The sequence below is a fragment of the Paracoccus subflavus genome, from assembly GCF_004310345.1.
Classification (GTDB): domain Bacteria; phylum Pseudomonadota; class Alphaproteobacteria; order Rhodobacterales; family Rhodobacteraceae; genus Paracoccus; species Paracoccus subflavus.
In genome coordinates this window covers 63,276-77,777 of the sequence record NZ_SISK01000006.1, presented here as the reverse complement: position 1 = coordinate 77,777, position 14,502 = coordinate 63,276, and the positions used below count along the sequence as shown (strand labels likewise).

11 protein-coding genes are annotated in these 14,502 nt (G+C 66.3%); 6 read left to right on the top strand and 5 right to left on the bottom strand.

The annotated features are described in order from the left end of the window. Position 1 precedes the first annotated feature (1 nt). From dapE to rnr, 3 genes are read left to right on the top strand one after another with little or no spacing between them, the layout of a single operon-like run. Positions 2-1,138 carry a succinyl-diaminopimelate desuccinylase gene (gene dapE, locus EYE42_RS09435; RefSeq protein WP_130991079.1) on the top strand — a complete coding sequence of 379 codons (1,137 nt, stop codon included), beginning with the start codon at positions 2-4 and terminating at the stop codon, positions 1,136-1,138. Continuing rightward, a complete protein-coding gene (locus EYE42_RS09430; protein ID WP_130991078.1) occupies positions 1,135-1,551 on the top strand; it encodes a GNAT family N-acetyltransferase in 417 nt (138 codons plus the stop codon). Before dapE ends, EYE42_RS09430 begins: the two co-directional genes overlap by 4 nt. 9 nt (positions 1,552-1,560) lie before the next feature. Beyond that, on the top strand, positions 1,561-3,822 hold the full coding sequence (gene rnr, locus EYE42_RS09425) for a ribonuclease R (protein WP_130991077.1): 2,262 nt from the start codon (positions 1,561-1,563) through the stop codon (positions 3,820-3,822). Between the two features lie 99 nt (positions 3,823-3,921). Here the strand turns inward: rnr and EYE42_RS09420 are convergent, their stop codons facing one another. Together EYE42_RS09420 and EYE42_RS09415 are read right to left on the bottom strand one after the other, a co-directional pair. Beyond that, entirely contained in the window at positions 3,922-5,187 is a 1,266-nt protein-coding gene (locus EYE42_RS09420) for an HlyD family type I secretion periplasmic adaptor subunit (RefSeq protein ID WP_246020702.1), read from the bottom strand. 242 nt (positions 5,188-5,429) lie between these two features. After that, on the bottom strand, positions 5,430-7,181 hold the full coding sequence (locus EYE42_RS09415) for a type I secretion system permease/ATPase (protein ID WP_130991075.1): 1,752 nt from the start codon (positions 7,179-7,181) through the stop codon (positions 5,430-5,432). 137 nt (positions 7,182-7,318) lie between these two features. Here EYE42_RS09415 and EYE42_RS09410 point away from each other — a divergent pair, with 137 nt between their 5' ends. Both EYE42_RS09410 and EYE42_RS09405 read left to right on the top strand, forming a co-directional pair. Further along, positions 7,319-8,095 (top strand): MlaA family lipoprotein, encoded by a 777-nt coding sequence (locus EYE42_RS09410; protein ID WP_246020684.1) that lies wholly within the window; start codon positions 7,319-7,321, stop codon positions 8,093-8,095. Further along, positions 8,085-8,687, top strand: a complete 603-nt coding sequence (locus EYE42_RS09405) for an MlaC/ttg2D family ABC transporter substrate-binding protein (RefSeq protein ID WP_425466564.1) — start codon at positions 8,085-8,087, stop codon at positions 8,685-8,687. The genes EYE42_RS09410 and EYE42_RS09405 overlap by 11 nt, the downstream gene beginning before the upstream one ends. A 166-nt stretch (positions 8,688-8,853) precedes the next feature. Here EYE42_RS09405 and EYE42_RS09400 read toward each other — a convergent pair whose 3' ends face one another. Beyond that, a complete protein-coding gene (locus EYE42_RS09400; protein ID WP_165455755.1) occupies positions 8,854-9,474 on the bottom strand; it encodes a TetR/AcrR family transcriptional regulator in 621 nt (206 codons plus the stop codon). 28 nt (positions 9,475-9,502) lie between these two features. On the opposite strand from EYE42_RS09400, the gene EYE42_RS09395 reads away from it, so the two are divergent. Further along, complete coding sequence (locus EYE42_RS09395; RefSeq protein WP_130991073.1) at positions 9,503-10,387, top strand: DMT family transporter; 885 nt, start codon at positions 9,503-9,505, stop codon at positions 10,385-10,387. A 108-nt stretch (positions 10,388-10,495) separates the two neighbouring features. Here the strand turns inward: EYE42_RS09395 and EYE42_RS09390 are convergent, their stop codons facing one another. Both EYE42_RS09390 and EYE42_RS09385 read right to left on the bottom strand, forming a co-directional pair. Then, positions 10,496-12,775 (bottom strand): transglycosylase domain-containing protein, encoded by a 2,280-nt coding sequence (locus tag EYE42_RS09390; RefSeq protein ID WP_130991072.1) that lies wholly within the window; start codon positions 12,773-12,775, stop codon positions 10,496-10,498. 160 nt (positions 12,776-12,935) lie between these two features. After that, entirely contained in the window at positions 12,936-14,333 is a 1,398-nt protein-coding gene (locus EYE42_RS09385) for an ammonium transporter (RefSeq protein WP_211657916.1), read from the bottom strand. Positions 14,334-14,502 lie beyond the last annotated feature (169 nt).

Sequence of the window (14,502 nt, the reverse complement as noted above, 5' to 3'; positions counted from 1 at the left end):
CGTGACCGATGCCGCCGACCTGACCGCCCGCCTGATCCGCTGCCCCTCTGTCACGCCCGAAGATGGCGGCGCCCTGGTGATGCTGGGCGATCTTCTGGCCGATGCCGGGTTCGAGGTTCACCGGGTGGACCGCAACGGCACCCCGAACCTGTTCGCCCGCTGGGGCGCCAGGGGCGCACGGACCTTCGGCTTCAACGGCCATACCGACGTCGTGCCCCCCGGCGACCTGGGGTCGTGGACGCATCCGCCCTTCAGCGGGCATGTTCAGGACGGGGTGATCTGGGGCCGGGGCGCGACCGACATGAAATCGGGCGTCGCGGCCTTCGTGGCCGCCGCCATCGACTTCGTGCGCGAGACGCCCCCCGATCGCGCGGTGATCCTGACCATCACCGGCGACGAGGAAGGCCCGTCCCGCGATGGCACCATCGCCATCCTGGACTGGATGCGGGACAACGGCGAACGCATGGACGCCTGTATCGTGGGCGAACCGTCGAACCCCGAGATCATGGGCGAGATGATGAAGATCGGCCGGCGCGGCGCCGCCACCTTTACCATCACCGCCAAGGGCGTTCAGGGCCATGCCGCCTATCCGCACAAGGCCAGGAACCCGCTGCACGCATTGACGACATACCTGAACGACCTGATCGCCGCGCCGCTGGACGCGGGGACCGACCATTTCGACCCGACCGGCTTGCAGATCACCAGCATCGATTGCGGCAACCCGGCATCGAACGTCATTCCGGAAACGGCGCGGGCGGTGGTCAACATCCGCTTCAACGATCTTCATACCGGGGCCAGTGTGCAGGCCGATCTGACGGCGCGGGCCAACCGCGTCGCGCAGGCCACAGGCGTGACCTTGTCCATCGAAGCGCAGATTTCAGGCGAGGCCTTCCTGACCCAGCCCGGCCCCTTTGTCGATCTGGTGCGGGGCGTGGTGACGCAGGAAACCAATCGCCAGCCGGTCTTGTCCACGACAGGTGGCACGTCGGATGCGCGGTTCATCAAGGATCACTGCCCGGTGGTCGAATTCGGGCTGGTGGGGGCCTATATGCACCAGGTGGACGAACGGGTGCCGGTGGCGCAGGTTCACCAGCTCAAGACCATCTACCAGCGGATTCTGGAAAAATATTTCGAATGAAGATCGAGACGACCACCGACCTTGCCGCCTGCCATGCCCTGCGCCGCGCCGTGTTCATCGAGGAACAGGGCGTCCCCGAGGCCGAGGAACTGGACGATCAGGACGACCGGGCCATCCACCTGCTGGCCTGGCAGGACGGCCGGGCGGTCGGCTCGGCGCGCATCCTGCTGCTGGGCGACACCGGCAAGATCGGCCGTGTCTGCGTGCTGGCCCAGGCGCGCGGCCGGGGCCTGGGCGCGGCGCTGATCCGGGCGGCTCTGGATGTGATGCGGGTCCAGCCGGGCATCCGGCGTGCCAGGCTGGGGTCGCAGACCCACGCCATCGGCTTTTACGAAAAGCTGGGCTTTGCCACCTGCGGCCCGGTTTACGACGACGCCGGAATTCCGCACCGTGACATGATACGCGATCTGTAAGGACATCCCATGGCCCATTTGCCCAGCAAGGAACAGATCCTGGAATGGGTCGCGGACAATCCCGACGCCAATTCCAAGCGCGACATCGCCAAGGCCTTTGGCATCAAGGGCGCCGAACGGATCGAACTGAAGCGCCTGCTCAAGGAACTGGAATCCGAAGGCCATCTTGAACGCCGGCGCCGGCATTATCGGGATGCCGAACGCCTGCCGCCGGTGACGGTGCTGGAACTGCTGCCGCCTGACGGGTCGGGCGACCTGTTCGCCCGCCCGCTGGAATGGCATGGCGAAGGCCCGATGCCGCGCATTCTCTTCGTGCCTCGCGACAGCGATCCGGCGCTTGGCCGCGGCGACCGCTTTCTTGGCCGCCTTGTCGAGGTTCAGGGAGAGGATCACCAGTATCAGGCCCGCCTGATCCGCCGCATCACCGCCGCCCCCCACCGTATCACCGGCATCTTTCGGAAAGAGGCCGAAGGGGGCCGGATCGTCCCCATCGACAAGGGTCAGGACAAGGAATGGCGCGTCCGCCCCGACGCGACCCTTGGCGCCGAGAGCGGCGAACTGGTGCAGGCCGAACAGATCGGACCCAGGGGCCGGATGGGCCTGCCCATGGCGCGGATCATCGACCGGCTGGGCGATCCGTCCGCCCCCCGCGCGGTCAGCCTGATCGCCATCCACCAGCACGGCATCCCCGACGAATTTCCCGACGCCGTGATCACCGAGGCAGAGGCGGCCAAGCCCGCCACCCTGAAGGGCCGCGAGGATCTGCGCGATCTGCCGCTGGTCACCATCGACCCGTCGGATGCGCGCGACCACGACGACGCGGTCGCCGCGCAGATCGAGGAGGACGGCGGCGCGACCATCTGGGTCGCCATCGCCGATGTCGCCCATTACGTCACTCCCGGTTCCGCCCTGGACCGCGAGGCCTGGCTGCGCGGGAATTCGACCTATTTTCCCGATCGCGTGGTCCCCATGCTGCCCGAGGCGCTGTCGGCCGACCTGTGTTCGCTGCACGAGGGCGTGGACCGTCCCGTCATCGCCGTGCGGATGCGGCTGGACGCCCAGGGCAACAAGATCGGCCACAATTTTCATCGCGGCATGATGCACAGCCGCGCCAGCCTGGCCTATGAACAGGCGCAGGCGGCGGCGGACGGGAACCCGGACGACCGGACCGCGCCCTTGATGGACAGCGTGATCCGCCCGCTGTGGTACGCCTATGATCTGCTGAAACAGGCGCGCGCGCGCCGGCAACCGCTGGATCTGGACCTGCCGGAACGGCGGATCGAACTGACCCCGGACGGGCGGGTGAAATCGGTGAGCTTCCGCGACCGCTTCGATGCGCACCGGCTGATCGAGGAATTCATGGTGCTGGCGAACGTCGCCGCGGCCGAGGAACTGACCCGCCGCCAGCGGCCCCTGCTGTTTCGCGTCCACGAGGAACCCAGCCTGGAAAAAATGGACGCCCTGCGCGAGGTCGCCCAGGCATCGGGCTTTACGCTGGCCAAGGGGCAGGTGCTGCACACCAGCCACCTGAACCGGCTGCTGGCGCAATCCGAAGGCACCGATTTCGATGAACTGATCAACATCAGCACGCTGCGGTCGATGACCCAGGCCTATTACCACCCCGAAAACTTTGGCCATTTCGGGCTGGCGCTGAAATCCTATGCACATTTCACCTCGCCCATCCGGCGTTATTCCGACCTGATCGTGCATCGGGCGCTGATCAGCGGGCACGGTTGGGGCGGGGGTCGAAAAGGAACGGGGGACGGGCTGTCGCCGCAGGACATGGAGCGGCTGTCCGAAACCGCGACCCATATCAGCGAAACCGAACGCCGCAGCATGGCGGCCGAACGCGACACGACCGACCGGTATCTGGCGGCCTTTCTGTCCGAACGCGTGGGAACCGAAATGACCGGGCGGATCAGCGGCGTCCAGAAATTCGGCGCCTTCGTCAAGCTGGACGAAACCGGGGCCGACGGGCTGCTGCCGATCCGCGCCATCGGGCAGGAATATTTCCACTTCGACCCAGGCGCGCAGACGCTGATCGGCAATGACACGGGGCTGGAGATCGGGCTGGGCCAGCGTGTCACCGTCAGGCTGGCCGAGGCGATCCCGATGACCGGCGGGCTGACGCTGGACCTGCTGGAACTGGAGGGTCAGCCCCTGCCGCGCGGCCCGCAGAAGGGCAAGCGCGGGCGGACGCCCCGCCGCATGTCCACAACCTCTCGGCTGGCCGAGATCAAGCGCGCCACCAAGCGGCGGCGCAAACGCTGATCGTCCGGAAAAGGCCGAATTCCCCGCCGCCCTGGCCAAGCGCATAGGGCAAAATCCCCGGCTATCCCTGTGACCCGCCAGGGATGGCGGGCCCAAGGCTCAGCTTTCGCGGAAGGCGCGATTGAAGTAATCGGCCATCGGCTTCAGCAGATATGCCATCGGGCTGCGCTCGCCGGTCTGGATAAAGACCTCGACCGGCATTCCGGGGATCAGGTCCAAGTCTCCCAGCCGGGCCAACTGTTCGGCGGGAATGGTCACCTCGGCCCGATAGTAGGGCATCTGGGTGGCCTCGTCGATCAGCGCATCCGCCGAGACGCGGCCCAGTACGCCGTCGATTTCAGGCGTCGTGCGGGACGAGAATGCCGAAAAGCGCAGCACCACCGGCTGACCTACCTGCACCTCGTCCACGTTGATGGTCGCAAGACGTGCGCTAACCACCAGCGGGCGGTCCTGCGGGATGACATACAGCACCGGATCGGCCGGGCGGATGACCGCGCGGGGCGTGGTTGCCTGCATGTCGTAGATGATGCCTGCCGCAGGCGCGCGGATGTCCAGCCGGTTGATCTGTTCGATCAGGCCCCTGCGGCGTTCGGCCAGTTCCAGTTCGCGATAACCCAGATCACGCAGTTCGGTTTCCGCCTGTTCGCGCCGTTCGGCGCCAAGGCGCAGGCGCTGGATGTCCAGTTCAGTCTGGCGCGTTTCCGCAGAGGCGCGGCTGGCCTTGAGTTCGCCCAGCCGGCCATCGAGGCTTGCCGCCTCGCGTTCGAGCGCCAGCACGCGGGAGGCCTGCGCCAGCCCCCGGTCCAGCAGCGTCTGCTGATCTTCCAGCTCCTCGCCGATCAGGGCGCGCTGGCGGTCCAGTGCCGCGATCTGCGCGTCGATGCCGTCCACCTGCTGGCGAACCTGTTCGGACTGCTTTTCCAACTGCTCGATGGATTGGCGCAACGTGTCGCGGCGGGTTTCGAACAGGCTGCGCTGGCCTTCGATCAGGGCGGCCAGGTCGGGGTCGCTTTCGGCTCCCCTGACCAGTTCGGCGGGAAACGTGGTCTGTTCGGCATCACCACGCTCGGCCTCGAGCCTGCCGCGGCGGGCGAGGATTTCGAAATACTGGCCCTCGACGATGGCATGTTCGGTGCGCAGAAGGTTCCCGTCCAGCCGGATCAGGATCTGGCCGGCCTCGACGGTCTGGCCCTCCTGGACAAGAATTTCCTCGATCACGCCGCCGTCGATATGCTGCACCACCTGGCGCTGCTGTTCGACCTCGACCTGGCCCTGGGCCACGACCGCGCCGGAAATCCGGCTTTGCACCGCCCAGACGGTGGTGCCGCCCAGCAGGACGACGATGGCCAGAATCCCCATCGACATTGCCGCGCGCACCGACCAGCGGGCCGGGTCGGGCGGCGCGATGGGCCTGGGCGGTGCCGGGGGGGATGGAGGCTGAACGGGAGGCTGCTGGGCAGGGGCGGCGGACTGCGCGGGGGGTGGGCTGGCCGGGCGGTCCGGCTCGTTCCCCGGCGTCCCGACGTGGCTGGACAGGATGCCCGTGCGGATGCCGGACCCTTGCGGGGCGGAGGGTTCGTTGCCGCCGGGCCTGTTCGAGTTCTCGCTCATGTCACGCCCCCTGCGCGTCCGGCTTCCTGTGATTTCAGGATTTGGGCAGAGTTCTGCACCATCTCCTGCAATACCTTGTCGCGCGGGCCAAAGGCGCGCCGCATCCCTTGTTCCATCACCAACAGAAGATCGCATTCGTTGATGGCCGCGGGCCGGTGCGCCATGATGATCACGCATCCGCCCTGCGCCTTGATCCGTCGGATTGCCGCGTTCAGCGCCAGCGATCCCTCGTTGTCCAGGTTCGAGTTCGGTTCGTCCAGAACCAGCATCGCCGGGTCGGGATACAGGGCGCGGGCCAGGCCGATCCGCTGGATCTGGCCGCCCGACAGCCGCCCGGCCGCCTGGCTGATGCGTGTGTCATAGCCCTGCGGCAGGTCCAGGATCATCTGATGGGCCGCCGCCGCCTGGGCCGCGCGCACCACCCGCACCGGGTCGGGGTCCGGGGACAGCCGGGCGATGTTTTCGGTGATCGTTCCATCGAACAGGGTGACGTGCTGGGGCAGATAGCCGATCAGCGTGCCCAGAATGTCGGGGTCGTACTGGTCCAGCGTCGCCCCGCCCAGCCGGATCGAGCCCGCGCCCACCGGCCAGGCCCCGATCAACGCGCGGGCCAGCGTCGATTTGCCCGCGCCCGAGGGTCCGATCACCCCCAGTGCCTGCCCCGGTGCCACCCCGAACGATACGCCGCGCACCGTTGCGACAGACTGGCCCGGCGGGGCGACGGACAGGTTGCGCACCTCGACCGTGGCGTCGGGGCGGGGCAGGGGGGTATGGGCCGGCAGCGGCGGCTGGCGCGACAAGAGCCGGGCCAGACGGCTCCAGCCGTCCTGCGCCGCCTGCACGGCGGGCCAGCCGCCGACCAGCAGCTCCACCGGGGCAAGCGCGCGGCCCATCATGATCGAACTGGCGATCATGGCGCCGGGCGTCAGCGACCCCTGCAGAACCAGCCACGCGCCGGCGGCCAGCATCGCGCTTTGCAGAAACAGCCGGAAAGTCTTGGAAAAGACGGCAAAGCCCTGCGAAAGGTCGGCGCCGCGCACGGCCTGTTCCTGCGCTTCCGCCCGGGCCTTGCGCCAGCGGGCATGGGTCGCGCCCCGCATTCCCAGGGCGCCGATCACCTCGCCCTCGTCGCGATAAAGGTCAGCCATGCGCTGCGCCTGCGCCGCCGCCGCGTTGGATTGCTGCAGGGGGGTCCGGGTCAGCGACCGGTTGGCCAGCGTACTCAGCACCAGGATCAGCCCGCCCACCGTCGCGACAACGCCCAGCAGGGGATGGAAGATATAAACCGCCGCCAGGAACAGCGGCGCCCAAGGCAGGTCGAACATCGCCATCAGCACGGGCGAGGCGATCAGCCGCTGCACCGCGTCCAGGTCGCGCATCCCGCTGGCGGCCGCTGCCGATTCGTCGCCCGCGATCGCCCCTTCGCGCAGGGCGGCGGTAAAGACCCGCCCCTCGATCCGGTCCTGAAAGCGGGCCGCGACCCGCTGCATGACCCGGCTGCGCAAAAGGTCCAGAAAACCCATCAGCAGGAACAGGAACACCACCAGCACGAACAGCGCCGTCAGTGTTTCCACCGACCTGGAGGCCAGCACCCGGTCATAGACCTGCAGCATGAACAGCGGGCCGGTCAGCATCAGCAGGTTCACGACCGCCGAGAACAGTCCGATCCCCGCATAAAGCGGCATTCCCGCCGCGCGCGCGCTGCGCAGTTCCCTGGCGCCGTCGTGAAAGGCGGGCGGTTTCATCATTCCTTCGTCCTTCGCCTGTGGGCCGTCGCCCGTGGCCTTGCCGCAAGGGCCGCTCCCGGCTATGCCGGGGAGGGCCGTCGTGGTGGGTAGCTCATGCCGGATACTACCGCATTCCCTGATAAAGGTTAGGAGAACCTTTGGCTTCCTTGTCCCTTGCCGCACCCTTGGCCCTGATCCTGGCCCTGGCAGGATGCGCGTCGCAGCCTGTGATGCAGGACAGCATCCGTGTCAACGACCCCTACGAGGCGCAGAACCGCCGTGTCCATGCCTTCAACAAGGCGGTGGACCGCCATGTCATCAGCCCTGTGTCAACACGTCTGTCGGGCGGCGGCGACACGCCGTCGCAGGGCGGTGCGGTGAACCTGGTCATCAACGCAGGCAGCAACCTGTCGCTGCCGGGCAAGGTGGTCAACAGCCTGCTGCAGGGTCGCCCGGAACCCGCGATCAGGAATTTTTTCCGCTTTGCCGTCAATACGACACTGGGGATCGGCGGATTGCTGGACCCTGCCGGCACGGATTTCGGACTGCCCGAACAGGACACCGATTTCGGCGAAACGCTGGCCGTCTGGGGCGTCCCCGAGGGGCCCTATCTGGAACTGCCTGTCCTGGGTCCCGCGACCGGACGGGACGCGGCGGGCAAGGTGGGGGATCTGCTGATCGACCCGTTGTATCACCTGCTGCACCCGGACGGCGCATTGGCGGTATTCGGCCTACGCGTCGCCTCAAAAGCCGGTGAGCGGGCACGTTTCGGCGACACGGTGGATAGCGTGTTGCAGGACAGTGCGGATAGCTATGCCCAGTTGCGGCTGATCTATCTGATGCACCGCCGCCATGACCTGAACGAAGGAGGGGCCGAGATTGACCCATATGCCGATACTGCCGCGGATGACGTCATCGACCCCTATGCGCCCTGACCGGCGCGGCGTCCTTGCCCTGATGGGGGCGGGCACCGCGGCGGTTCTGATGCCGGGCGGCGGGGCCTGGGCGCTGGATGCGAACCAGGCCCGTGCGCTGATCGACCGCGCTCTGGGAGAGGTTTACCGGGTCATCAACGCAGGCCAGCCGCCCGCGCAGATGTATCGCGAATTCGAGACGATCTTTGCCCGCTATGCCGATGTGGACGTGATCGCCCGTTCGGCCCTGGGGCCTGCCGCGCGGCAGGCCGGTCCGGCCGCGCTTGCCGCCTATACCCAGGCTTTCCAGGGCTATATCGGGCGCAAGTACGGCAAGCGGTTCCGAGAGTTCATCGGATCGCGGATCGAGGTGACGGGCGCCCGCCCGCTGAAAAGCTTCTTCGCCGTCACCTCGGTCGCCTATCTGAACGGCCGCGCGCCGATGGAGGTCGAATGGCACGTGTCGAACAAGTCGGGCCGGGACCGGTTCTTCAACATCATCATCGAGGGCGTGAACATGCTGGCCAGCGAACGCGCCGAGATCAGCGCGATGCTGACGGCACGGCGCGGCGATCTGGCGGGATTGACGGCGGATTTGCAAAGGGCGGGGTAGGAGTTGGGCAAGAGGCACAGAGGTGGCAGTAGCTTAGTTTAGGCATACTGTCGGCTTTCGCGGACAAGCCTGACTTTCTAGATTTAAATGCTTCGTTGCGATGACTGTCAGATCGGTCGCATGATAAGAACGCGGCGTCTCGGTCGGATGGCCTTGCTCTGCATCCTTACGCTCTTACGGAAAACGACCCCAACCCCGCCAGATACCGGCGCAGCGAAGAGAAGGCGTCAAGGTTACCTGTGATCTTGAGCCGGACGATAACCCCTTCGTAAAGATTGATCAGGTCCGCCACGACAACTTGAGTATCGACCACCGGGTCCACCTCTCCCCGCGCTTTCGCAGCGTCGATCTGTTCGGCTAGGGATGCATGCCAGGCATCATAGGCGGCTGCGAGGGCGGTCTGGAAGGCGGGAGATCGCGACGAGGCCGTCTGGGCGAGACTGCCGTATAGGCAGCCACCATGCGGCAACGTATGCCCCAATTCCGACTGAAGCTCCGTGAAATACGCGTCGAGCCTCGCCATCGGCGACAGCCTCTCATCACCGAAGATCCGCTGCCGCATCGCTTCATATCGCGCTTCATAGGCACCGACGATCTCTGCCGCAAAATCGTCCTTGCTGGCAAAATAATGGTAGAAGGAGCCTTTGGGGACGCCCGCTTCAGCCAGCACCGGCCCAATGCCCATGCCTTCATAACCGTGACCAAGCAGATTTTTCAAACCTGTCGCAATCAGTCGATCGCGGGTCGCTGTTGCTCCAGGATTTGTGTAGACGACCGGTCTATTCATATCCCACCACATATCAGTAGGCTGCTACATGCTACAAGGATCACGCAAGCTTGGCATCCTTCTTGTCCTGGTGTCCGCCATCCTGTGGAGCACCGCAGGACTGTTCGTCCGGGTCGCGGATTTGGACATCTGGTCCATGGTTGGCTGGCGCTCTGCGTTCACGGCCATCGTCCTGGGTCTCTACATCGTCTGCCGAAATCGGTTCGAAGGCACGCATACGGTCCGCAGCTTCGGTCGTCCCGGGCTGGTGGCCACGGCCGTCGCCGTGGTGGCCTCTATCACCTATGTCGCTTCGCTGACTTGGACCTCGGTCGCAAATGTTATGACGGTCTACGCCGCGCTGCCGTTTGCGGCTACCTCGATAGCCTTCCTGTGGCTCGGCGAACGGATAACCGGTCGGTTCATTCTGGCCGGGAGCGTTGCCTTTGTCGGGATCGCGGTGATGGTCGGCGCGAGTTTCGGGGGCCGCGACCTTCTGGGAATCCTTGCCGCAACCGTAATGACGCTGAGCTTTGCCACGGAGCTGGTGATCGCCAAACGATACCCGAGGCTCGATTTAACGCAAATGACAATGCTGGCAGCCATCGCCTGCGGCCTGATCGCGGTTCCCTTCATGTCCGGCGGCCTGCCGACGCCCAAACAACTGATGGCTTGCGCAGCTTATGGCGTGCTGAGCACCGGGATCTCTTACATCCTCGTCCTGATGGGCGGGCGTCTGATTGCTTCGGGCGAGGCGGGGTTCCTGTCGATGCTCGATGTCGTGCTGGGGCCATTCTGGGTCTGGCTGTTTTTCGACGAGCGGATCGGTCTTTCGGGCTTCATCGGCGGCACCATCGTGATTCTGGCAGTAATCTGGTATCTGGGTGGCGGTCCAAAGAATGTCCGGGCGGCTCTGCCGACAACGGATGGGTAGGCAAGAGCGCACAGAACCCAGCGAAGGCTCTATATATCCGCCAAGCATTACCGGTTACTGTGCGCCAATGACTGCCTTAGACTCAAAGCTGCCGCTAAGTGGGAAACCCTAATTCCCCCCCAGGATCCCGTTCAGCGCCTGGCTCAGCGCATCGTCCGAGCTGGCCGTGCTGCTGCTGCCCGGGGTTTGCGGGGCCGTGACTTGCGGGGCCGTGGCGGGGGTGCCGATCACCTGCCCGCCCGGTGCGGGACTGGCCGAATTCACCGCCCCCGCAAGCGCCGCCGCCAGCGGATCGTCGGCCGATCCCGCGGTCACCACCCTGGGCGCGCCGTCGTTCGACAGCAGGATGCCGCTGCCGTCCGGCGATACCGTGGACAGGGGCAGTTCCGGCAGCCCCTCGTGGATGTCGGTCATCACCGCCTGCCAGATCTCGGCCGGCAACCCGCCGCCGGTGACGCCCTCCAAGGGCGTGTTGTCGTCGTAGCCCATCCAGACGCCGACGACATACTGTTCGGAAAACCCTACGAACCAGGCGTCGCGATAGCTGCTGGTGGTGCCGGTCTTGCCGGCCACCGGGCGGGTGCCCATCTTGGCGCGGGTGCCGGTGCCGCTGTCGATCACCTGTTGCATCATGTAGATCAACTGTCCCGCCGCCCGCTGGCTGATGACCCGCTGGCCCATGCCGCCGGTCTGGCCCATCAGCGGCTGGTCGTCGCCCGCGATGCGCAGCTCGACCAGGCCATAGGGCGCGACCGATGTGCCGCCGTTGCGGATGCCCGCATAGGCCCCGGTCAATTCCATCAGCGTCGCCTCGGACGCGCCCAGACCCAGCGAGGGGCTGGTGGTTAGGTTGCTGACGATGCCGAAATCATGGGCGATGCGGCGAACCTGGTCGCGGCCCACGGTTTCCTGCAACCGGATGGTGGCGGTGTTCAGCGACTGCTTGAGCGCCGTGGTCAAGGTCACGTTTCCATAGAAGCGGCGGGTATAGTTCTGGGGCGACCACGGCTTGCTGCCGGGAATGCGGATGGTCAGCGGCCCATCCTCGACCTGGTCGCCGGGGCCGTATCCGGCCTCGAGCGCGGCGGCAAACACGAAGGGCTTGAAGCTGGACCCGGTCTGGCGCTTGGCCTGGACGGCGCGGTTGAAGGCGCCGTTCACGATGCTGTCGCGCCCGCCGATGATCGCGCGCACGGCGCCATCGGCCGACATCACCACCACCGCGGCCTCGGCCTTGCTGTCGTCGCTGACCTTTTCAGCAAAGATCCGCTGCAATGCGCGTTCTGCGGCGGTCTGGATGCGGGGGTCGAAGGTGGTGCGGATGGTCACGTCCTCGGTCGTTTCGCTGGTCAGGAAGCCGGGGCCGGATTCCATGACCCAGTCCGCGAAATAACCGCCCGCCCGCGCCGTGGCTGCCTGTGACAGTTGTGCGGGGTTGGCGCGCGCCGCCGCCACCTCGTCGGCGGTCAGATAGCCTTCCTCGGCCATCAGGCCCAGAACCACGCTGGCGCGTTCCTGGCTGCGCGCCAGGTTCGCGGTCGGCGCGAAATAGCTGGGCGCCTGCAACAGGCCGGCCAGCATCGCCGCCTCGGCCGCGTTCACGTCGGATGCGGGCTTGTTGAAATAACGCTGGCTGGCTGCCTCGAACCCCCGCGCGCCGCCCCCCATGTACGAGCGGTTCATGTAGATGCTGAGGATGTCGTCCTTGGAATACTTGGCCTCGAGGGCGAAGGAATAAGGCACTTCCTTGATCTTGCGCCACAGGCTGCCAACCCGGCACGACGCCTCGAACTCGGCCTCGTTCTCCCATCGGATGGGATCAAAGGTTTCCCCCAGGCACAGCAGCTTGGCTGTCTGCTGGGTGATGGTGGACCCGCCGTTGCCCTCCAGCGCGCCGCGCCCCTCGGCCAGGTTGATCCGGATGGCGCTGGCGATGCCGCGCGGACTGATGCCGAAATGCCAGTTGAAGCGGCGATCCTCGGTCGCCATCACGGCCTGTTTCAGGACCGGCGCGATCTTGTCGCTGGTCACGGCGCCATAGGTTTCGCCCCGCCAGGCAAAGACCTTTCCATCGTTGTCCAGCATCGTGACGGAACCGCGCGCCCGGGCGTCGAACAGGGCCTCGGGCTCGGGCAGGCTGGCATAGTAATAGGCAGTCGCCCCGCCGACGATCAGGGCCACCACCATCGCCAGGCGCCAGACCGACCCCCACAGGATGCGCCAGATCAGGCCGACGGTGCCCGCCACGGTCCGCACCACCACGTTGCCGCGACGCGCGGGCGTCCGGTGGCGCCGGACCGGGGGTTTCGGTTCGTCGGGCGCTGCCGCGCGCTTGTCGGCGACAGGGCTGCGGCCCGTGCGCTTGGGGGTGCCGGTCGGTCGTTTCATGCGTCGGGTGCCTGCGTAACTGCCCAGGGCCGCTTGCCGGCCGGATTGGGTGCCAGCCTATACCAGGAATCGTCCTGATGGAATTGGCCTGACCAATCCGTGATAAAGGCATGGAAACGGCCCGGCGGGTCGCGCCGGGCCGGGTGCGTTTCGGCCCGCCTCAATTATAGGCGTTTTCGCCGTGGGTGGTGATGTCCAGGCCCTGACGTTCGTCGTTGTCGGCGACCCGCAACCCGATCAGCGCCTTGACGATGTGAATGGCCACAAAGGATACGATGCCCGACCACAGGATCGCGATCACCACGCCCAGCGTCTGGTTCCAGACCTGCGCGCCCATCGAGAATTCGGCCACTGCATTGGCGCCGTAATCGAACACGCCCGTGCCCCCCAGGGACGGCGCGGCAAAGACCCCTGTCAGGATCGCGCCGACAATGCCGCCGATGCCGTGGATGCCGAACACGTCCAGGCTGTCGTCGATGCCCATGCGCGGCTTCATGCTGATGACGAACCACATGCACAGCAGGCCCGCCACCAGCCCGATGGCGATGGCCCCCATCGGTCCCACGAATCCCGCGGCCGGGGTGACGCCCACCAGACCCGCGATGGCGCCCGAGATGCCGCCCAGCAGGCTGGGATGGCCGCGAAACGCCCATTCGCCAAAGGACCAGGCCAGCACCCCGGCAGCCGCAGCGACCACCGTGTTGACCATCGCCAGGGCCGTCAGGCCGTTCGCTTCAAGGTTCGAGCCGGCGTTGAAGCCGAACCAGCCGATCCACAGCAGGCATCCCCCCACCAGCGTCAGGCTGAGATTGTGCGGCGCCAGCAGTTCCTTGCGATAGCCGATGCGGGGGCCGGCCACCATCGCCGCGACAAGGCCCGCCACGCCCGCATTGATGTGGATGACCGTGCCGCCCGCGAAATCAAGCGCGCCATGACCGAACAGCAGACCCGAAGGCGCGTCATAGGCGCTGGGACCGCCCCACCACCAGACCATGTGGGCCATCGGCAGATAGGCCAGAACGAACCAGATCACCACGAACAACAGGATGGCGCTGAACTTCAGCCGCTCGGCCGTGGCGCCCACGATCAGGGCTCCGGCAATGCAGGCAAAGGCCATCTGGAAGACCACGAAGGACAGCTCCGGGATCACCACGCCGGCCGAAAAGCCCTCGATGTTCGACCCCGTTGTCACGCCGGCCAGAAACATCTTGGTCAGGCCGCCGATATAGGGTGTCAGGGCGGTCGCATCCTCGGCCGAAGCGGCCCCGGTAAAGGCCAGCGAATAGCCGAAGGCCACCCACAGGATCGCGACCATGCTGAAGACCGCCAGCACCTGCATCAGCACCGACAGCATGTTCTTGGCCCGCACCAGGCCGCCATAGAACAGCGCCAGGCCCGGCAGCGTCATCATCATCACCAGAATGGCCGAGATCAGCATCCAGGTCGTGTCGCCCTTGTCGGGCACCGGTGCCGTGGCCGCGACCGCGGCATCCTGCGCAAAACCGGGCGCCGCGATCAGGGCCGCGGCGGTGGCAATAAAGGGAGCAGCCCTTTTCATCATCATATCCCCTTCAACGCGGCACCGGGCGCGCCGCCGATGCCCCTTCATTCCGGGGTTCAGGGTCATTGCACAGGCCACGGGCATTCCCGGAAAGGGTCGGGACGGGAATTGCCCTTTTGGCGGGCTTTATTGCGACGCGACGCCTAAAATAGTTGCAAAACCTGTT

Coding starts and splice junctions, on each gene's coding strand:
- EYE42_RS09385 (WP_211657916.1), bottom strand. CDS start 14,333: ATGAAAAGGGCTGCTCCCTTTATTGCCACCGCCGCGGCCCTGATCGCG.
- rnr (WP_130991077.1), top strand. CDS start 1,561: ATGGCCCATTTGCCCAGCAAGGAACAGATCCTGGAATGGGTCGCGGAC.
- EYE42_RS09390 (WP_130991072.1), bottom strand. CDS start 12,775: ATGAAACGACCGACCGGCACCCCCAAGCGCACGGGCCGCAGCCCTGTC.
- EYE42_RS09415 (WP_130991075.1), bottom strand. CDS start 7,181: ATGATGAAACCGCCCGCCTTTCACGACGGCGCCAGGGAACTGCGCAGC.
- EYE42_RS09395 (WP_130991073.1), top strand. CDS start 9,503: ATGCTACAAGGATCACGCAAGCTTGGCATCCTTCTTGTCCTGGTGTCC.
- EYE42_RS09400 (WP_165455755.1), bottom strand. CDS start 9,474: ATGAATAGACCGGTCGTCTACACAAATCCTGGAGCAACAGCGACCCGC.
- EYE42_RS09420 (WP_246020702.1), bottom strand. CDS start 5,187: ATGTCGATGGGGATTCTGGCCATCGTCGTCCTGCTGGGCGGCACCACC.
- EYE42_RS09405 (WP_425466564.1), top strand. CDS start 8,085: ATGCGCCCTGACCGGCGCGGCGTCCTTGCCCTGATGGGGGCGGGCACC.
- EYE42_RS09430 (WP_130991078.1), top strand. CDS start 1,135: ATGAAGATCGAGACGACCACCGACCTTGCCGCCTGCCATGCCCTGCGC.